Source organism: Actinacidiphila glaucinigra, assembly GCF_035918135.1.
Classification (GTDB): Bacteria; Actinomycetota; Actinomycetes; order Streptomycetales; family Streptomycetaceae; genus Actinacidiphila; species Actinacidiphila glaucinigra.
Genome location: NZ_CP109144.1, coordinates 7,176,788 through 7,194,263, shown reverse-complemented (window position 1 = coordinate 7,194,263; position 17,476 = coordinate 7,176,788). Strand labels below are relative to the sequence as shown.

Genomic DNA, 17,476 nt, shown 5'->3' with positions numbered 1-17,476 from the left:
CGCGTAACCTGGTTGGAGCGGCGTACGGCGGGCGGCACCGGGGGAACGGCTGGTGGGGACCTGATGGACTTCGGCACAGAGCATTCGGGCGCCCCCGCCGATCTCGCCTGGGTACGGGCCGTCGAGGCCTACACCATGGGCGCCTACACCCAGGCCGAGGAGGAGTTCCGCGCCGCGGTCCGCCTCGACCCCGGCATGGCGGACGCCTGGCTGGGGCTGCACGCGCTGCGCGCGGACACCTCCACCGCGCTGCTGCAGATGTACCGGCACCGCGACCGCTTCGGCGAGCAGCGCAGCGCGTACCGCCGGTCGATGAACTCCTGGTACTGGCTGGGCTGGTGGGTGCAGCCGGTGCTGGAGACCCGCCGCGACCTGCTGCTCGCGCACGCCTCCCACTGGCTCGACGGCCGCCACATCGCGGAGCTGGACCGGGCCCTGGCCGAGTGCCCGCCGATCGACACCGATCCGCACGTCCGCTTCCTGCACGCCTGCCGGGCCTATCTGGTCAAGGACTGGGACCAGTTGGTGCGCCACACCGAACCGCTCCTCGGCGACCAGGTGCTGGGCATCGAGGCCGGCCTGTTCGGGGGCATGGCCCGGGTCCGGCTGGAGCTGTACGGGCAGGCCGAGCCGCTGCTGACGACGGCCCTGATGCGCTGCCGCAGCGAGCAGCCGCAGCGCAAGGAACTCCGCTACTGGCTGGCCCGCGCGTACGAGGGCACCGGCCGCACCGCCGCCGCGCTCCCCCTCTACCACGCGGTGCAGCGGGTCGACCCGGCGTTCATGGACACCGCCGCGCGGCTCGCCGCGATCGACGAGTCCGACGGCCTCACCGACGGTACGGCCGACCTGGCCCCGGTCACCCTTCAGGGCTACGGCCAGACCGGGCCCGAGGCACTGCCGCCCGAGCCCGATCCGCTCGACGCCCGGGCCGGGGCCGCGGCCATGCCGGGCGGCCTGGGGGCGGGCTCGGTCCTGGACGATCCGCTGGGCGCGGTCGGCCCGATCGACGACGACATCCGGGAGAAGGCGATCCTGCCGGTCTCCCCCGTCGTACCGCAGGTCCCGGTCACCGCCCCCGACCCCGTGCTGCTCTCCCAGGCGCTGGCCGAACTCGACCGCATGGTGGGCCTGGAGCCCGTCAAGCGCCAAGTGCGCGCGTTGTCCGCCCAGTTGCGCATGGCGCGACTGAGGTCGGGACAGGGCCTGCCGGTGCAGCCGCCCAAGCGGCACTTCGTCTTCTCCGGGCCCTCCGGCACCGGCAAGACCACCGTGGCACGCATCCTCGGCCGGGTCTTCTACGCTCTCGGCCTGCTGGGCGGCGACCACCTGGTCGAGGCGCAACGCGCCGACCTCGTGGGCGAGTTCCTGGGGCAGACGGCCGTCAAGGCCAACGAGCTGATCGACTCCGCGCTCGGCGGGGTGCTCTTCGTCGACGAGGCGTACGCACTGTCCAACTCCGGCTACAGCAAGGGCGACGCCTACGGCGACGAGGCGCTGCAGGTCCTGCTCAAGCGCGCGGAGGACAACCGCGACCGCCTGGTCGTCATCCTCGCCGGCTACCCCGAGGGCATGGACCGCCTGCTGGCGGCCAACCCCGGCCTCGGCTCGCGCTTCACCACCCGGGTCGACTTCCCCAGCTACCGCCCGCACGAGCTGACCAGCATCGGCGAGGTCCTCGCCGCCGACGACGGCGACCGCTGGGACGACGAGGCCCTGGAGGAGCTGCTCGCCATCAGCGGCCATGTCGTCGATCAGGGCTGGATCGACGAACTCGGCAACGGCCGCTTCCTGCGGACCCTGTACGAGAAGAGCTGCGCGTACCGCGACCTGCGGCTGTCCGGCTACGCGGGACAGCCGTCCCGGGACGACCTGTCCACGCTGCGGCTGCCCGACCTCATGCAGGCCTACGGCGAGGTGCTGTCGGGCCGTGGCCCCGGGCTGCCGCCGCCCGAGCCCATGGAGTGAACGACGCGGAGAGGGGCCCGGGCGCACGCGCCCCGGCCCCTCTCGCGCGGGTTCCCGTGTCAGCCCGCCATCACGCGCGGGGGCCGGGCGACCTCGCCGGACTCCTCGGCGGCCGGGGCGGCGCCGGTCTCCCCGGGCTCCGGGACCTCCCGGTGCGCCGGGTCGCGGACCTCGCCGACCAGCATCTCCAGCACGTCCTCCAGCGCGACCAGCCCCAGCACGCGACCGCCGGAGTCCGCGACCGCCGCCAGGTGCGACGCGGCCCGCCGCATCTGGGTGAGCGCGTCGTCCAGCGGCAGCTCCGCGCGGAGGGTGGCCATCGGCCGCCACAGCCGCGCCGGGACGGGACGGGTGGTGTCCTCCAGGTCGAGGACGTCCTTCACGTGCAGGTAGCCGAGGTAGGCGCCCTCCGGTCCGGCCACCGGGAAGCGCGAGTAGCCGGTGCGCACGGTCAGCTCCTCGACCTCGGCGGGGGTGACGGACGCGTCGACCGTCACCAGCTCCTCCGGGGACAGCAGGACGTCCGTGACCGGGCGGGTGCCCAGCTCCAGCGCGTCCTCCAGGCGTTCCTGTGCGTCGTCGTCGAGGAGTCCGGCCTGCCGGGCGTCCTCGACGAGCACCGTCAGCTCCTCGCTGGTGAAGACCGCGTCGATCTCGTCCTTGGGCTCCACCCGGAACAGCCGCAGCACGATCTTGGCGCACCAGCCGAGCACCGCGATGACCGGCCGGAACAGGCGTGCGAAGCCGACGAGACCGGGGCTGAGCCACAGCGCGGTCTTCTCGGGCGCGGCCATGGCCAGGTTCTTGGGGACCATCTCGCCGATGACGAGGTGCAGGAAGACCACGACGGCGAGAGCGATGACGTATCCGAGCGGATGGATCAGGCCCTCGGGCAGGTGGATCGCCTCGAAGACCGGCTCCAGCAGGTGGGCGACGGTCGGCTCGGCGACCGCGCCCAGCGTCAGGGAGCAGACCGTGATGCCGAACTGTGCCGCCGCCATCATCTGCGGCAGGTTCTCCAGCCCGTGCAGGACCGTACGGGCCCGCCGCTGCGTGCCGGCGAGCGGCTCGATCTGGCTGCGGCGTACGGAGACCAGGGCGAACTCGGCGCCGACGAAGAAGCCGTTGCCGAGCACCAGCAGACCGGCGAAGAACAGCTGCAGGAGGCTCATCGCTCGCCCTCCTGCCCGTCCTCGGGCTCCTCGAACCCGACGCGTACCAGGCGAACTCTTTCCGCGCGGTGGTGCGCGACCTCGCGCACCCGCAGCTCCCAGCCGGGCAGCACCGCGGTGTCCCCCGGCTCGGGGATGCGTTCGAGGAGGTCGGCGACGAGGCCGGCCACCGTCTCGTACGGACCCTCGGGGGCGTCGAGCCCTATGCGCTCCAGCAGGTCGATCCGGCAGCCGCCGTCGGCGTCCCATACGGGGTTGCCGTTCTCCGCGGGCGCGGTCGCCAGCTCGGGCAGGTCGGCGCTGTCGTGCTCGTCGCGCACCTCGCCGACGAGTTCCTCGACGATGTCCTCCAGGGTGACGACGCCCGCGGTGCCGCCGTACTCGTCGACGACCACGGCGATCGGCTGCTCACGGCGCAGCCGCTCGAGGAGCGGCTGAACCGGCAGCGTCTCGGGGACGAGCAGCGGGGCGACCGTGACCCGGCCGACCGGTGTGCGGTCGCGCAGGTGGGCCGGGACGGCGAGGGCGTCCTTCAGGCTCGCCATGCCGACGATGTCGTCCAGCCGCTCCCGGTAGACCGGGAAGCGGGACAGCCCGGTGGCCCGGGTCAGGTTGAGGACGTCCGCGGCGGTGGCCGTGTCCTGCAGGGCGCTGACGCGCACCCGCGGGGTCATCACGTTCTCCGCGGTGAGGCCGCCGAGGGAGATGGTGCGGACGAAGAGGTCCGCGGTGTCCTGCTCGAGAGCCCCGGCACGGGCGGAGTGGCGGGCCAGCGAGACCAGCTCGGTGGGGGTGCGCGCGGAGGCCAGCTCCTCGGCGGGCTCCACGCCCAGCGCCCGCACCAGGCGGTTCGCGGCGGCGTTGAGGGCCTCGATCACCGGGCGGAACACGGCGGAGAAGGCACGCTGCGGCCCGGCCACAAAACGGGCCACCTCCAGCGGACGGGACACCGCCCAGTTCTTCGGGACGAGCTCGCCGATGACCATCTGGACGGCCGAGGCGAGGATCATGCCGATCACCACGGCCACGGCGGGCGCGGCGCCCCCGGGTACGCCCACCGAGGTGAGGGGTCCGGAGAACAGGTCGGCGAGGGCGGGCTCCGCCAGCATGCCGACCACCAGCGAGGTGATCGTGATGCCGAGCTGGGTGCCCGACAGCTGGAAGGACAGCTTGCGCAGCGCCTCCACGACGCTGCGGGCCCTGCGGTCACCCTCGGCGGCGGCACGTTCCGCGGCGGGCCGCTCGACGGTCACCAGGCCGAATTCGGCGGCGACGAAGAAGCCGTTCGCGAGGATCAGGAGGAAGGCTGCCGCGAGCAGCAGCAACGGGGCGCTCATGCCGCCGCTCCCGTATGTCGGGGGGGAGAGGCGGCGCAGGTACTACCGGACGATCCGTCCATCGTGGATTGGGTGTCACTCCTCGGGTCGTTGCGAAGGTTCCAGAGTAATGAAGAAGCGGGCCGTGGCGGCAGATCTAGTGCGCCGTCGGCTTGCCGGTACCGTACGCCTCCGCGAGGGCCCGCAGAGCGCGCGCGTCGCGCAACGCGCGGGCGCGTCCGATCCCGGGCTGGATCCCCATGGCGGCCAGGCTGGTGCCGTCCGCGAGGTCGAGGTACACCCACGGGTCGCCGGTGCGCAGGTTCACCCGGAGGACCTGCGCCCATTCCAGGCGGCGCCGGGTCGTCAGGTTGACGACGGTCACACCGTCGCGGTCGGCGGCCACCTTGGGGCGGCTGAGCAGCGCGAGCACCCCGGCGACCAGCAGACCGGTGAGCAGGAGATAGATCCGGTCCGAGGTGTGCCATGGCCGTGCGCCGTCCGAGGGAAGCAGGACGGCGATCGCGACGAAGGCCGCGAGCAGCCCGGCACCCAGGCCCAGCAGCACCGCGCGGGTGCGGGCGGGCCGGAAGGTGACGGGCAGCCCGGGGAGTTCCGCGGGCACGGTGGACGGGGTGGGCGAGGTCACAGACGGCACGCGTGGATCCCGGTGGTGAGGATGGCCCGTGCGCCGAGCTCATAGAGCTCGTCCATGATCCGCTGGGCCTCGCGGCTGGGGACCATGGCGCGGACGGCGACCCAGCCCTCGTGGTGCAGCGGGGAGACGGTCGGCGACTCGAGGCCCGGCGTGAGGGCGATGGCCCGCTCGACGTGCTCGACACGGATGTCGTAGTCCATCATCACGTAGCGGCGGGCCACCAGGACGCCCTGGAGGCGGCGCAGGAACTGCTGCACCTTCGGCTCGGCCGCCGCGTCCTCGCCGCCGGCGCCGGCCCGTCGGATGACCACGGCCTCGGAGTCGATGATCGGCTCCCCGATGACCTCCAGGCCGGCGTTGCGCAGCGAGGTGCCCGTCTCGACGACGTCGGCGATGACGTCCGCCACACCGAGGTGGATGGAGGTCTCGACGGCGCCGTCGAGGCGGACCACGGAGGCGTCCACCGCGTTGTCGGCAAGGTGCTTCCTGACGATCTCCGGATAGGAGGTGGCGACCGTCTTGCCGCCGAACTCCTTCACGTCCGTCACGCCGCCGGGAGTGGTGGCGTAACGGAAGGTGGAGCGGGCGAAACCGAGCTGCAGGATCTCCTCGGCGTTGGCACCGGAGTCCAGCAGCAGGTCGCGGCCGGTGATGCCGATGTCGAGGCGGCCCGAGCCGACGTAGATGGCGATGTCGCGCGGGCGCAGGTAGAAGAACTCGACGTCGTTCTCGCCGTCGACGAGGACGAGTTCCTTGGAGTCCTTGCGCTGGCGGTAGCCGGCCTCATGCAGCATCGCCGACGCAGGTCCGGACAGTGAACCCTTGTTGGGGACGGCGATGCGCAGCATGGATGCGTTCCTTTGCGACTCGGATGTGGGTGGGAGGGGCGCGCGGAGAAGCGCAGGGCGGGGCCGGCCGGTGACGATCCGCTCAGAGATGAGCGTATACGTCGTCCAGGCCGATACCCCGGGCGACCATCATCACCTGCAGGTGGTACAGCAACTGGGAGATCTCCTCCGCGGTGCGGTCGGCGCCTTCGTACTCGGCTGCCATCCACACCTCGGCGGCCTCCTCGACCACCTTCTTGCCGATCGCGTGCACTCCCTTGCCCACCAGTTCGGCGGTGCGGGAGGTGCTGGGGTCGCCGGTGGCGGCCTTGTGCTGGAGCTCGGCGAAGAGCTCCTCGAATGTCTTCTTGGCCATGGTGGTCCCCACCCTACGCGGAAGCGCCCCTACCTCAGCGCCACGGCTCGGATACTGAACGCAGGACGGTCGCGGTGGCGATCGCGGCGGTGACCGCCTCGTGCCCCTTGTCCTCGTTCGAGCCGGGCAGTCCGGCGCGGTCCAGGGCCTGTTCCTCGGTGTCGCAGGTGAGCACGCCGAAGCCGATCGGCACACCGGTGTCGACCGAGACCTGGGTCAGGCCCTGGGTCACGCCCTGGCAGACGTACTCGAAGTGCGGTGTGCCGCCGCGGATGACGACGCCGAGGGCGACGACCGCGTCGTAGCCCCGGCTCGCCAGCACCTTTGCGGCGACCGGCAGTTCGAAGCTGCCCGGCACACGCAGCAGGGTCGGCTCGTCGATGCCCAGGTCGCTCAGGGCGCGCAGGGCGCCGTCGACCAGGCCGTCCATCACCTGCACGTGCCACTGCGCCGCGATCACGGCCACGCGCAGGTCACCACAGTTCTTCACGGTCAGCTCGGGGGCGCCCTTACCGCTCACGTCCATCTTCTCCTTGCTCGTTCTTGTTCTGGTGGTTCTGGTGGTGCAGGTCGTACGGGTCGTGCGGGTTGTCGTGGTGCTGCTTCGGGGCTACTGGTTGCCGCAGGCGCCGGTGGGGGCCGGGTCCAGCCAGGGCAGGTCGTGGCCCATGCGGTCCCGCTTGGTGCGCAGGTACCGCAGGTTGTGCTCGCCGGCCGCGATCGGCATGGCGACGCGTTCGACGACCTTCAGGCCGTGCCGTTCGAGGGCGTCGGTCTTCTCGGGGTTGTTGGTCATCAGGCGCAGGGAGCGCACGCCGAGGTCGTCGAGCATCTGGGCGGCCGCCCCGTAGTCGCGGGCGTCGGCGGGCAGTCCGAGTTCGAGGTTGGCGTCGAGCGTGTCACGGCCGCGCTCCTGCAGCTCGTACGCGCGCAGCTTGGACATCAGGCCGATGCCCCGGCCCTCGTGGCCGCGGAGGTAGACCACGACGCCCCGGCCCTCGGCCGCCACCCTTTCGAGTGAGGCCTGGAGCTGCGGTCCGCAGTCGCAGCGCAGCGAGTGGAAGACGTCGCCGGTGAGGCACTCGGAGTGGACGCGCACGAGGACGTCCTCGCCGTCGCCGATCTCGCCGGCCGCGAGGGCGATGTGCTCGATGCCGTCGACGGTGCTGCGGTAGCCGTAGGCGCGGAAGTCGCCGAAGGCGGTGGGCAGCCGGGTCTCGGCCTCCCGGCGCACGGTCGGCTCCGAGGTGCGGCGGTAGGCGATCAGGTCCTCGATGGAGATGATGGCCAGGCCGTGCTTGCGCGCGAAGTGGACGAGCTCGGGGAGGCGGGCCATCGTCCCGTCCTCGTTGGCGATCTCCACGATGGCCGCGGCCGGGCGCAGCCCGGCGAGCCGGGCCAGGTCGACGCCCGCCTCGGTGTGGCCGTTGCGGGTCAGGACGCCGCCGGACTTGGCGCGCAGCGGGAAGACGTGGCCGGGCCGGACGAAGTCGCCGGAGGCGGAGCCGCCGGAGGCCAGCAACCGGATGGTGGTCGCCCGGTCGGCGGCGGAGATGCCGGTGGTGACCCCGTGGGCACCGCTCGCGTCGACCGAGACGGTGAACGCGGTCTGCATGGACTCGGTGTTGGAGTCCACCATCTGCGGCAGGTCGAGCCGGTCCAGGTCGTGCTCCTCCATGGGCACGCAGATCAGACCACGGCACTCGGTCATCATGAAGGCGACGATCTCCGGGGTGGCCTTCTCCGCCGCGATGATGAGGTCGCCCTCGTTCTCGCGGTTCTCGTCGTCCACGACGACGACGGGCCGGCCGGCCGCTATGTCGGCGATCGCCCGCTCGACGGGGTCGAGGACGATCGGGGCGTCCTCCGCCACGTAGAGGGAGTGCAATGCGGTGGTCATGCGGCCGCTCCTTCCAGGACGGGCCCGCCGTGCCGCGGGACCCGGGTCTGCTGCCACCAGGCGTACATGCCGGCGATCACGAGAACGAAGTAGATGACGTACACGAGCGCGGAGAACTTCAGGTCGCTGTTCCAGGCGAGGGGGACGCCGACCGCGTCGACGGCGAGCCAGGCGAACCAGAACTCGACCCAGCCCCTGGCCATGGCCACCATCGCGGCGACGGTGCCGACGAAGATGTAGGCGTCCGGCCAGGGGTTCCAGGACAGCGACGGGTAGAGGGTGAAGAGGCCGACGACCGCGAACAGTCCGGCCGCCGTACCGGCGACCAGCACGCCCCGCTCGCGCCAGGTGGCGAAGCGGACCCGGATCTCGCCGCCGTCCCGGACACCGCGGCGCCACTGGAACCAGCCCCACACGGCGACGCCGATCACCAGCAGCTGCTTGCCGACGCCGCCGGTGAGCTGCGCCGACCAGTACGCGGCGACGAGCACCACGCCGGAGAGCAGCTGGACCGGCCAGGCCCACACCGAGCGGCGCCAGCCGAGCGCGAGCCCGGCGAGGCCGAGGCCGTTGCCGACCACGTCGGTCCACTTGAAGTGCTCACCGAAGGCGGAGAAGGCGACACTGTTCAGGGTGTCGAGGGCGCTCATTCCGCCGGAGCCCCCTTCGGCGCGCCGGCCCGCTCCCCGTACAGCCGCTCGACGTACTTGGCGATCACGTCGACCTCCAGGTTCACAGGGTCGCCGGGCTGCTTGAAGCCGAGCGTGGTGAGGGCGAGGGTGGTCGGGATCAGGCTGACGGAGAAGAAGTCGGGACCGGCCTCGACGACGGTGAGGCTGATGCCGTCGACGGTGATCGAGCCCTTCTCGACGACGTAACGGGACAGTTCCGCCGGGAGCGAGACCTTCACGATCTCCCAGTGCTCGGCGGGGGTGCGGGAGATGACCGCGCCGGTGCCGTCCACGTGGCCCTGGACGAGGTGGCCGCCGAGGCGGCCGCCGAGCGCCATGGGACGCTCCAGGTTGACCCGGCTGCCGGGCTGCAGCGCTCCGAGGCTGGAGCGCTTGAGGGTCTCGGCCATCACGTCGGCGGTGAACTCGCCGTCCGCGGTGTCGACGACGGTGAGGCACACCCCGTTGACCGCGATCGAGTCGCCGTGCTTGGCGCCCTCGGTGACGACCGGACCGCGCAGACGGAAGCGGGAGGCGTCGCCCAGGTCCTCGACGGCGACGAGGTCGCCCAGCTCTTCGACGATTCCGGTGAACACGTCAGTTCTCCTCAGTGCGGCTCGGGTAGGCAGTAATACGCAGGTCGGGGCCGATGCGTTCGATCTCGGCGACGTCGAGCCGCAACGCGTGCGCGATGGTGGTGATTCCCGCGTCCCCCAGGGCCGCGGGTCCGGCCCCCAGGAGGGCCGGTGCGAGGTAGCCGACGACCTTGTCGACGGCCCCGGCGGCGACGAAGGCGCCGGCCAGGGTCGGGCCGCCCTCCAGCAGCACGGAGCGGACGCCGCGGCCGTACAGCTCGGCGAGCAGCCCGGGGACCGAGACACCGCTGCCGGTGCGGGGCAGGCGGGCCACGTCGACGCCCGGCAGGTGCGCGGTGTCGGTGTCCTCGGCGACGGCGACCAGGGTCGGGGCGGTGCCGTCCAGCACCCTGGCGCCGGGGGTGATCTTGGCGTTGGTGTCGACGACCACTCGCAGGGGCTGCGTGAAGGTGCCCGCCACGCCGCGCACGGCGAGGTGGGGGTCGTCGGCGCGCAGGGTGCCGGAGCCGACGACGACGGCGTCGGACTCGGCGCGCAGCCGGTGCACGTCGGCTCGGGAGGCGGCGGAGCTGATCCAGCGGCTGGTGCCGTCGGCGGCGGCGATGCGGCCGTCGAGTGTGCTCGCGTACTTCCACACCACGAAGGGCCGCTGCTCGCGGGAGGCGGTGAGCCAGACCTCGTTGCCGCGGGCGGCCTCGGCCTCCAGCAGCCCGCTCTCCACGTCGATCCCCGCGGCCGCCAGCGTGGCACCGCCTCCGGTCGCCGCGGGGGTGGGATCCGCGACGGCGTAGACGACGCGGGAGACGCCGGCCGCGATGAGGGCCTGGGCGCAGGGGCCGGTACGACCGGTGTGGTTGCAGGGTTCGAGGGTGACGACGGCGGTGCCGCCGCGGGCCGCGTCGCCGGCCGCGCGCAGGGCGTGGACCTCCGCGTGGGGGCCGCCGGCCCGCTGGTGCCAGCCCTCGCCGGCGATCTCGCCGTGTGCGTCGAGGATCACGGCGCCGACGACGGGGTTGGGGCTCGTGGAGCCCATGCCGCGGGCGGCGAGCTCAATGGCCCGGCGCATCGCGTCGGCTTCACCGGGTGTTGCCACCGGGTCCTCCTGCCTCATCGGGCACGGACTCCGGGGCTGTGCGGAACACAGAGCGGACGTGAGCCTCGGGACCACCGCGGCCGGTGTGGGGCTGCGCCCGTCCGCGTCACCCGTTTCCGGGGGACACGCACCCACGCTGCCGCCGACGGCGGTGTACCGATGCCCGTCCGCCGCGCACTGCCTCCCATCCGGACTTTAACCGTCGGTCCAGGAATTTCACCTGGTCAACCGGCCGCTGGATGCGGACGGGTCGCGGACTGTAACCGCCGGTTCGGATTTTCACCGACCCCGGAGTGCGCTGAACGTCACTGGTACTGCCCCACCAGTCTGCCATGAAGGTTCCTTGCGGACGCAAGGGATTGGTGTGGATTGCCTCACACGGGATCGCTCAGCCCCTGCGGACCCCGCGGCACGTCGCACTGGATTTCGGCCAACACCGCCTGCGCCGACCGCCGTTGACGCCGACGCGGACTCCGTGCGCGAGGCGGCGCCACCCGGGCGGTTCGGACCGCGTGTCGGCGCCCGTGAACGTCCGGCGGGCAAAGGGCGGTTGCCGGGACACGCCACAGGTCACATCTCGGGGCTGAACAAGGCGTCCTGCGCGGCGTCCATCGCCAAGAGCACCGCGCCGCGCAGCACCGCGCTGCCCGCGACGGTGCCCGCCCGGACCTCGGTGGGCAGCGGGGACATCCGCCCGAGCCGCTCCTCGACCCTGGCGGCCAGGTCCGTGCCGCCCGCCCGGCCCACCTCGCCGCCCAGCACCACGCAGCCGGGGTCGAGCACGGCGGTGACGGCCGCGACCCCTATCACCACCCGGTCCGCCAGCGCGTCGAGGAAGAGTTCACCCTGCTTGCCGCCCGCTCGGGCGGCGGTCACCACCCCCTCCGCCGCGGCGGCGTCGTCCTCGCCGGACACCGGCATCCCGTGCGAGCGCGCCAGCGCGCACACCGCCGCGCTGCCCGCAAGCGAGTGGAAACCGCCCTCGCACCCGCTCGCCTTAGGCAGTTGGAAGGTCCCCGGCACGGGCAGGAAGCCGATCTCCCCCGTGCCGCCCGAGGCCCCGCGCCGCAGGACCCCGCCCAGCACCACCGCGGCGCCCACCCCGTGGCCCAGCCACAGCAGGACGAAGTCCTCGCGGTCGCGCACCGAACCCAGGCGGCGCTCGGCGACGGCCGCGAGGTTGACCTCGTTCTCCAGCAGCACCGGTAGGGAGAGCCGCCTGCGCAACTCGGCGACGAGCGCCGAGTGCCAGGCCGGCAGCTGCCCCGTGGCCCTCAGTTCGCCGGTGGCCGGGTCGACCAGGCCGGGCGCGCCCACCGCGATCGTGTGCAGCGCGCCGGCTCCGGCGGTGCGTGCCGTCCGCTCCAGCAGGGCCACCGAGCGCCGCACCGTACGCTGCGGATCGCCGAACGGGTCGACCGGCAGGACGGTGCTGCCGACGGCGTTCCCCAGCAGGTCGGCCACCTCGATGGCCACGCTGTGGGTGCGGACGTCGAAGGCGGCCAGGTGCGCCCGGTCGGCGACGATCCCGTACACCCGCGCGTTGGGGCCGCGCCGGTCGGCTCCCGTCTCGCCCACCACCGCGATCAGCCCGGACTCCTGCAGCCGCTCGACAAGGTCTGCGACGCTCGGACGGGACAGCCCCGTCAGGGACTTGAGCTGGGCCGCCGTCAACGGGCCCTCACGCTGCAGCAGTTCGAGCGCCAGCCGGTCGTTGATCGCCCGGGCCGTACGGGGTGACGCGGTGCGCCCGGCATGGGATCGGATGGCGGTCATGGACGGATCCTTCCAGAAGCCGTCGCGCGGGAGCGAGGGCGGGCGACACCGGCCGTGGCCCGTGGCCGGAGGCAGTCTATCTTTCAGGAAGCCTGCCTGATAATTTATGCCCAGAGCCGGGGCGGGACCAGACTGGGAGGGAACATGCCGACGATGCCGACGACCCCGACGGGGAAGACCGAACCACGAGTGCGACGCGCCCATCTCGCCGTCGCCGCCGTGTTCGCCGTGCACGGCGCGGTGACCGGCAGCTTCGCCACCCGGGTGCCCTGGATCCAGGAGCACGCCGGGCTCAGCGCCGGACAGCTCGGTTTCGCCCTGGTCTTCGCGGCCCTCGGAGCCTCCGTCGCCATGCCGCTCGCCGCCCGCATCGCCCACCGCATGGGCATGCGCAACGCGCTGCGCCTCCTGCTGGGCCTGTGGTGCGCCTCGCTCGCGCTGCCCGCCCTCGCACCCGGGCTGGGCTGGCTGTGCGGGGCCATGTTCGTCTACGGGGCGTCAGCAGGCATGGCCGACGTCGTCATGAACGCCCAAGGCGTGGAGGTGGAGGAACGCCTCGGCCGCTCGATCATGTCCGGGCTGCACGGCATGTGGAGCGCCGGCACGCTGCTCGGCTCCCTCTTCGGCGTCCTCGCCGCCCATGCCGAACTCGACGCGCGCCTCCACCTCACCGCCGGTGCCGTCCTGCTCGTCGTACTGGGCCTGGTGGCCTGCGGCGGCGTCCTCGACCTGCGGCCCTCCGCGTCGGAGGAGGCCCCCGCGCGCTTCGCCCTGCCGCCGCGCGCGGCCCTGGTCATCGGCGCCATCGGCTTCTGCGCCGTCTTCGCCGAGGGTGCCAGCATGGACTGGAGCGCGGTCTACCTCCGCGACGTCGCCGGCGCCTCCCCCGGTGTCGCCGCCGCCTCCTACACCGCTTTCGCCTGCACCATGGCCGTGTCGCGCCTCCTCGGCGACCTCGTCGTCCGCCGCTTCGGCCCCGTCCGCACCGTACGCGCCGGCGGCCTGCTCGCCACAGTGGGCGGTGTCCTCATCGCCACGGCGGCCAACCAGATCACCGCCATCGCGGGCTTCGCCCTCATCGGCGTGGGCATCGCCGTCGTCGTCCCGCTGTGCTTCGCGGCGGCCGGACGCAGCGGGCCCAACCCGAGCCAGGCCATCGCGGGCGTCGCCACGGTCACCTACACCTCCGGGCTGGTGGCGCCCGCCGCCATCGGGTCCATCGCGCAGGCAAGCTCCCTGCAGATCTCCTTCGGCCTCGTCACCGTGCTGGCCGCCGGGCTCGCCGTGGGCGCGGGGGTGCTCCGCAGCGCGGGCACGGTCTCCGTGGAGCACGACCGCAAACCCGTGGCGGCGACGACCACGCAGGCCTAGCGTGCCGCCCATGCACTCGCGGATCTTCCTGGAGACCGGCCGGCTGCGGCTGCGGCACTTCACCGACACCGACGCGGACGCCGAACTGCTCGTCGCGCTCGACAGCGACCCCGAGGTCATGCGCTACCTCGGCAACGGCCGCCCCACGCCCTCTGACGTCATCCGGCACGAGGTGCTGCCGCGCTTCGCGCGCTCCCAGGTCTGGGCCGCGGAGGAACGCTCCACCGGACACTTCGTCGGCTGGTTCGCCCTCACCCCCCGCGTCGGCGGCCCCGCCGACGACCTCGAACTCGGGTACCGCCTGCGACGCGCCGCCTGGGGCCGCGGCTACGCCACGGAGGGCTCCCGCGCCCTGGTCCGGAAGGCCTTCACCGACCTCGGCGCGCGGCGTGTCTACGCGGAGACGATGTTCGTCAACACCCGGTCGCGGCGGGTGATGGAGAAGGCGGGGCTGTCGTTCGTCCGGGTCTTCCACGAGGAGTGGGACGAGGCGTTGCCGGGGGCGGAGCACGGGGAGGTCGAATACGCGGTCACGCGCGAGGGGTGGGCCTTGTAGGCCGCGTTCTGTGGGGGCCCGGTTGTTGTGTGCGGGTTGTTTGCGCCTGCGGGCGGCTGCGCCGGGCTGCCCGGTGCGTGCGTGCGGGTTGTTTGCGCCTGCGGCGGGCGGTTTCCCCGCCCTCCCGCCCTCCCCCAGCCTTCGGCCGGGGGGACCCCCATCCGGCGCGATTGGTGCGGGCCTCGCGCGGTTCGTGGTGGGCCGGGGTCGGGGCCTCCGGGGCTGGGCATTCTGTACCGCATATTTATGTGCATGGCGGGCGGTCCAGGTCCTTGCCGTCTGTGCCGCACAACAAATACACGTCAGCGTCCAGAACGCCCACCCTCCCCCAACCTTCGGCCGGGGGTGCCCCCAACTCCCCCGCCCCCTCCGTATCGCCGGGCGACCAACGGCCGGAGGGGGTGTGACGGGGGGCGCCCCTCCCCACACCGCCGGGTGCTGCCGCCAGCAGGAGGTCCCCCGGCGGGAGCCCAAGCAGGGGTGCGCGCACCGGTGCCCGGGGCACCTCCACGGGACGACTGGCGCACCTCACCCACCGGCGCTCCAGGGCTTCGCCTACGTCACGGCGACGCCGAAGGCCGCCAGGCGGCAGATCACGACGAGCGCCGAAGTGGGGACGACCCCGACCTCCGGCAGGCGGCCGAACCACACCATGTTCAGTCTCGGAACCACACCGACCGCACCGAACCAGCCTGCCCCTGACCGAAGGCCGAAAAGGCAGGAACACGCACACGACAACGGGCCCCTCAGCAGGGCGCCATACCGCCGGGCATCAGCCCGAGCACTCCCTTCCGGTCCGATCGCGCCGGAGCCGGCGCGGGCCTCAGCCACCACCCCCATGGCCGTGGGGGTTCGGTAAGACGTGTGCGGCAACCCCGGACCGCCTAACCCCCCTCCGGCCGTCAGTCGCTCCACGATTCGGAGGGGGTGGGGTCGTAGGGGTGGATGTTCTGGACGCTGCGGGATATTTGTGTGCAGCATCCGGGGCTCGGACATGGACCGCCCGCCATGCACGTAAATAACCCAGTCCAGGACGTGCAGCCCCGGAGGCCCCGCACCCGGCCCACCACGAACGCCGCGAGGCGGTCACTGACCGCGCCGGGCAATCGGGCGGGAGGGCGGGGGATGCCCGCCGCAGGCGCAAACGACCCGCACGCGAGAACCGGGCAGCCCAGGGCACCCGGCCCGCAGGCGCAAGCAACCCGCACACAACAACCGGGCAGCCCGGCGCAGCCGCCCGCAGGCGCAACGCACCCGCACACAACGACTCACCGCACCGCAAGATCCTGCAGGCCCACAACACGAAGCAACCGCAACCGCTCGTACGACTCGCTCCCCGGCCGCGCCGTGTACACGATCAACCGCTGCCCATGCTCCGCACTGAGCAACACCTCGCACTCCAGCTCCATCAGCCCCACCACCGGATGCTGGAACCGCTTCACATCCGCCCGGCGCACGCCGACCTCGTGCTCCTCCCACAGGCCCGCGAACTCCACGCTCCTGCAGCGCAGCTCCCCCACCAGCGCCGCCGCGCGCGCGTCCTCGGGCCGGGCGGCCAGCACCGCGCGCAGATGGGCCACGTGCCGCCGGGCGTGCTCCGCCCGGTCCCCCGGAGGGAACAGCTCGCGCGTCGCGGGGTCCAGGAAGAAGCGGCGGACGATGTTGCGGTCCCCCGGCGGCCGGGAGGCCGCGTCGCCGACGAGCGCGGCGGCCATCGCGTTCTGGGCGAGGACGTCGCCCGTGTCGCTGACGACCTGCGCCGGGGTGTCGTCGAGCCGGTCGAGCACCAGCAGCAGTCCGGGCCGTACGTGCCCCGCGCCGCCCGCACCGCCGGTGTCGCGGGCATCGCGGGGCGATTCCTCCCCGGCCAGGTGGAAGAGGTGGTCCCGTTCGTCCTCGGACAGGCGCAGCGCCCGTGCGAGCGATCCGAGGATCTGCCGGGAGGGCCGGGGGCCGCGGGACTGCTCGAGCCGGGTGTAGTAATCCGCGGACATCCCGGCGAGCTGGGCTACCTCCTCGCGGCGCAGCCCGGGGGTGCGCCGACGGGTGCCCGCGGCCAGGCCCACGTCGCAGGGGGCGAGGCGGGCGCGGCTGCGGCGCAGGAAGTCGGCGAGCTGCGCGCGGTCGATGTCCACGTTTCAAGCATCCCGCCGCGCCCGGGCCTTATCCAGGGAGTGTCGATCCCCGGATGCGGAGGTCTCTCCCGCGGTGCAGGGGCCCGCCGCAGCCTGGTCGCGTGACGGTGAAGGACGTCGAGAGGGGACCGAGGATGCGGACGCTGGTGACGGGGGCGACCGGGCGGGTCGGCAGCCGCTTCGTGCCGAGGCTGCTGCAGTGGCGCCGCCCGGGCGAGGAGGTGCGGGTGCTCGTGCGGGACGCCGAGCGGGGTGGGGAACTCGCCCGGCTGGGGGCGCGGATCGCGACCGGGGACCTGAGGGACGAGCAGGACGTGCGCAGGGCCCTGGCGGGTGCGGACGCGGTCGTGCACCTGGCGGCGGCGTTCCGGGACACCTCGGAGGAGGGCACCTGGTCGGTGAACCGTGACGCGACGCTCGCCCTGGCGCGGGCCGCCGCGGCGGCCGGGGCGGCGCGTTTCGTGCAGGCGAGCACGAACCTGGTGTACGGCGTGGGACGGGGCCGCCCCCTGGTGGAGGACGACGCGAGCGTGCCGGGCGGCCCGATGTGGGGCCCGTACCCCGCGTCGAAGGCGGAGGCCGAGCGGCGGTTGCTGGAGCTCCACCGCGAGTTGGGGCTGGACCTCCGCATCGGCCGGCTCGCCTTCGTGTACGGCGACGGCGATCCGCATCTCGCGCAGTCCCTGCGCTGGGCGGGCGGCTGGGCGGCGCACCAGCGGCTGCAGTTGGTGCACCACGCGGACGTGGCGCAGGGTCTGCTGCGGTTGCTGCGGGCGCCCGGCATCGGGGGCCGGGCGTACAACATCGCCGACGACGCGCCGGTGTCGGCCGTGGAGCTGCACTGGGTGAACGGGGCCGAGGTCCCGGGCGGTATGGCGGAGCGTGCGTCGGCCGATCCGTGGGACGGCGTGGTGTCGAACCTGCGCATCAGGGAGGAGCTGGGGTTCCGCCCGCAGTATCCGTCGGTGTGGACGGCCCGCGACGGGGGCGCGCTGTGACTCACCCGATCCGGGGACGGCACGGCCGCCGTGCCGCGCACCCCGCCCAACCTGCTGGGACGC

The 17,476-nt window shown here is 73.1% G+C and carries 16 protein-coding genes and 1 riboswitch; of the genes, 4 read left to right on the top strand and 12 right to left on the bottom strand.

Features of this window, described 5'->3' with window-relative positions:
* The first annotated feature begins 63 nt into the window (after positions 1 to 63).
* Positions 64 to 1,968 carry an AAA family ATPase gene (locus OIE69_RS32425; protein ID WP_326577812.1) on the top strand — a complete coding sequence of 635 codons (1,905 nt, stop codon included), beginning with the start codon at positions 64 to 66 and terminating at the stop codon, positions 1,966 to 1,968.
* 59 nt (positions 1,969 to 2,027) lie between these two features.
* Here the strand turns inward: OIE69_RS32425 and OIE69_RS32420 are convergent, their stop codons facing one another.
* The 11 genes from OIE69_RS32420 to OIE69_RS32370 all read right to left on the bottom strand — a co-directional run bounded on the left by OIE69_RS32420 (position 2,028) and on the right by OIE69_RS32370 (position 12,353).
* Positions 2,028 to 3,140 (bottom strand): hemolysin family protein, encoded by a 1,113-nt coding sequence (locus tag OIE69_RS32420; protein ID WP_326577811.1) that lies wholly within the window; start codon positions 3,138 to 3,140, stop codon positions 2,028 to 2,030.
* Positions 3,137 to 4,477 carry a hemolysin family protein gene (locus tag OIE69_RS32415; RefSeq protein WP_326577810.1) on the bottom strand — a complete coding sequence of 447 codons (1,341 nt, stop codon included), beginning with the start codon at positions 4,475 to 4,477 and terminating at the stop codon, positions 3,137 to 3,139. Before OIE69_RS32415 ends, OIE69_RS32420 begins: the two co-directional genes overlap by 4 nt.
* Before the next feature lie 136 nt (positions 4,478 to 4,613).
* Positions 4,614 to 5,105 (bottom strand): PH domain-containing protein, encoded by a 492-nt coding sequence (locus tag OIE69_RS32410; RefSeq protein ID WP_326581486.1) that lies wholly within the window; start codon positions 5,103 to 5,105, stop codon positions 4,614 to 4,616.
* On the bottom strand, positions 5,102 to 5,962 hold the full coding sequence (gene hisG, locus OIE69_RS32405; RefSeq protein ID WP_326577809.1) for an ATP phosphoribosyltransferase: 861 nt from the start codon (positions 5,960 to 5,962) through the stop codon (positions 5,102 to 5,104). The genes OIE69_RS32410 and hisG overlap by 4 nt, the downstream gene beginning before the upstream one ends.
* Positions 5,963 to 6,044: 82 nt before the next feature.
* Positions 6,045 to 6,317 carry a phosphoribosyl-ATP diphosphatase gene (locus OIE69_RS32400; protein ID WP_326577808.1) on the bottom strand — a complete coding sequence of 91 codons (273 nt, stop codon included), beginning with the start codon at positions 6,315 to 6,317 and terminating at the stop codon, positions 6,045 to 6,047.
* A 34-nt stretch (positions 6,318 to 6,351) separates the two neighbouring features.
* Positions 6,352 to 6,837: a 6,7-dimethyl-8-ribityllumazine synthase gene (gene ribH / locus OIE69_RS32395; protein WP_018564146.1), complete on the bottom strand. Its 486-nt coding sequence runs from the start codon at positions 6,835 to 6,837 to the stop codon at positions 6,352 to 6,354.
* Positions 6,838 to 6,927: 90 nt separating this feature from the next.
* The gene (locus OIE69_RS32390) at positions 6,928 to 8,217 is read right to left on the bottom strand and encodes a bifunctional 3,4-dihydroxy-2-butanone-4-phosphate synthase/GTP cyclohydrolase II (protein ID WP_326577807.1); all 1,290 of its coding nucleotides are present in this window, start codon (positions 8,215 to 8,217) and stop codon (positions 6,928 to 6,930) included.
* Complete coding sequence (locus OIE69_RS32385; RefSeq protein ID WP_018564148.1) at positions 8,214 to 8,867, bottom strand: nicotinamide mononucleotide transporter family protein; 654 nt, start codon at positions 8,865 to 8,867, stop codon at positions 8,214 to 8,216. The genes OIE69_RS32390 and OIE69_RS32385 overlap by 4 nt, the downstream gene beginning before the upstream one ends.
* Positions 8,864 to 9,484, bottom strand: a complete 621-nt coding sequence (locus OIE69_RS32380) for a riboflavin synthase (protein ID WP_089227811.1) — start codon at positions 9,482 to 9,484, stop codon at positions 8,864 to 8,866. The genes OIE69_RS32385 and OIE69_RS32380 overlap by 4 nt, the downstream gene beginning before the upstream one ends.
* Position 9,485: 1 nt before the next feature.
* Positions 9,486 to 10,577, bottom strand: coding sequence for a bifunctional diaminohydroxyphosphoribosylaminopyrimidine deaminase/5-amino-6-(5-phosphoribosylamino)uracil reductase RibD (gene ribD, locus OIE69_RS32375; RefSeq protein WP_326577806.1), 1,092 nt, complete (start codon positions 10,575 to 10,577; stop codon positions 9,486 to 9,488).
* 170 nt (positions 10,578 to 10,747) lie between these two features.
* Positions 10,748 to 10,878, bottom strand: a riboswitch (FMN riboswitch).
* Positions 10,879 to 11,147: 269 nt separating this feature from the next.
* Positions 11,148 to 12,353: an ROK family transcriptional regulator gene (locus OIE69_RS32370; RefSeq protein WP_326577805.1), complete on the bottom strand. Its 1,206-nt coding sequence runs from the start codon at positions 12,351 to 12,353 to the stop codon at positions 11,148 to 11,150.
* Positions 12,354 to 12,506: 153 nt separating this feature from the next.
* Between OIE69_RS32370 and OIE69_RS32365 the strand changes: the two genes are divergently transcribed.
* Together OIE69_RS32365 and OIE69_RS32360 are read left to right on the top strand one after the other, a co-directional pair.
* Entirely contained in the window at positions 12,507 to 13,724 is a 1,218-nt protein-coding gene (locus OIE69_RS32365) for an MFS transporter (RefSeq protein ID WP_326577804.1), read from the top strand.
* A gap of 10 nt (positions 13,725 to 13,734) precedes the next feature.
* Entirely contained in the window at positions 13,735 to 14,280 is a 546-nt protein-coding gene (locus OIE69_RS32360; protein WP_326577803.1) for a GNAT family N-acetyltransferase, read from the top strand.
* Between the two features lie 1,268 nt (positions 14,281 to 15,548).
* On the opposite strand, the gene OIE69_RS32355 is transcribed toward OIE69_RS32360, so the two are convergent.
* Complete coding sequence (locus OIE69_RS32355; RefSeq protein WP_326581485.1) at positions 15,549 to 16,409, bottom strand: helix-turn-helix transcriptional regulator; 861 nt, start codon at positions 16,407 to 16,409, stop codon at positions 15,549 to 15,551.
* A 140-nt stretch (positions 16,410 to 16,549) separates the two neighbouring features.
* Between OIE69_RS32355 and OIE69_RS32350 the strand changes: the two genes are divergently transcribed.
* The gene (locus OIE69_RS32350) at positions 16,550 to 17,413 is read left to right on the top strand and encodes an NAD-dependent epimerase/dehydratase family protein (protein ID WP_326581484.1); all 864 of its coding nucleotides are present in this window, start codon (positions 16,550 to 16,552) and stop codon (positions 17,411 to 17,413) included.
* Positions 17,414 to 17,476: the final 63 nt, after the last annotated feature.

Coding starts and splice junctions, on each gene's coding strand:
- OIE69_RS32420 (WP_326577811.1), bottom strand. CDS start 3,140: ATGAGCCTCCTGCAGCTGTTCTTCGCCGGTCTGCTGGTGCTCGGCAAC.
- OIE69_RS32415 (WP_326577810.1), bottom strand. CDS start 4,477: ATGAGCGCCCCGTTGCTGCTGCTCGCGGCAGCCTTCCTCCTGATCCTC.
- OIE69_RS32385 (WP_018564148.1), bottom strand. CDS start 8,867: ATGAGCGCCCTCGACACCCTGAACAGTGTCGCCTTCTCCGCCTTCGGT.
- OIE69_RS32365 (WP_326577804.1), top strand. CDS start 12,507: ATGCCGACGACCCCGACGGGGAAGACCGAACCACGAGTGCGACGCGCC.
- OIE69_RS32350 (WP_326581484.1), top strand. CDS start 16,550: ATGCGGACGCTGGTGACGGGGGCGACCGGGCGGGTCGGCAGCCGCTTC.
- OIE69_RS32390 (WP_326577807.1), bottom strand. CDS start 8,217: ATGACCACCGCATTGCACTCCCTCTACGTGGCGGAGGACGCCCCGATC.
- OIE69_RS32360 (WP_326577803.1), top strand. CDS start 13,735: ATGCACTCGCGGATCTTCCTGGAGACCGGCCGGCTGCGGCTGCGGCAC.
- OIE69_RS32370 (WP_326577805.1), bottom strand. CDS start 12,353: ATGACCGCCATCCGATCCCATGCCGGGCGCACCGCGTCACCCCGTACG.
- hisG (WP_326577809.1), bottom strand. CDS start 5,962: ATGCTGCGCATCGCCGTCCCCAACAAGGGTTCACTGTCCGGACCTGCG.
- OIE69_RS32425 (WP_326577812.1), top strand. CDS start 64: ATGGACTTCGGCACAGAGCATTCGGGCGCCCCCGCCGATCTCGCCTGG.
- OIE69_RS32400 (WP_326577808.1), bottom strand. CDS start 6,317: ATGGCCAAGAAGACATTCGAGGAGCTCTTCGCCGAGCTCCAGCACAAG.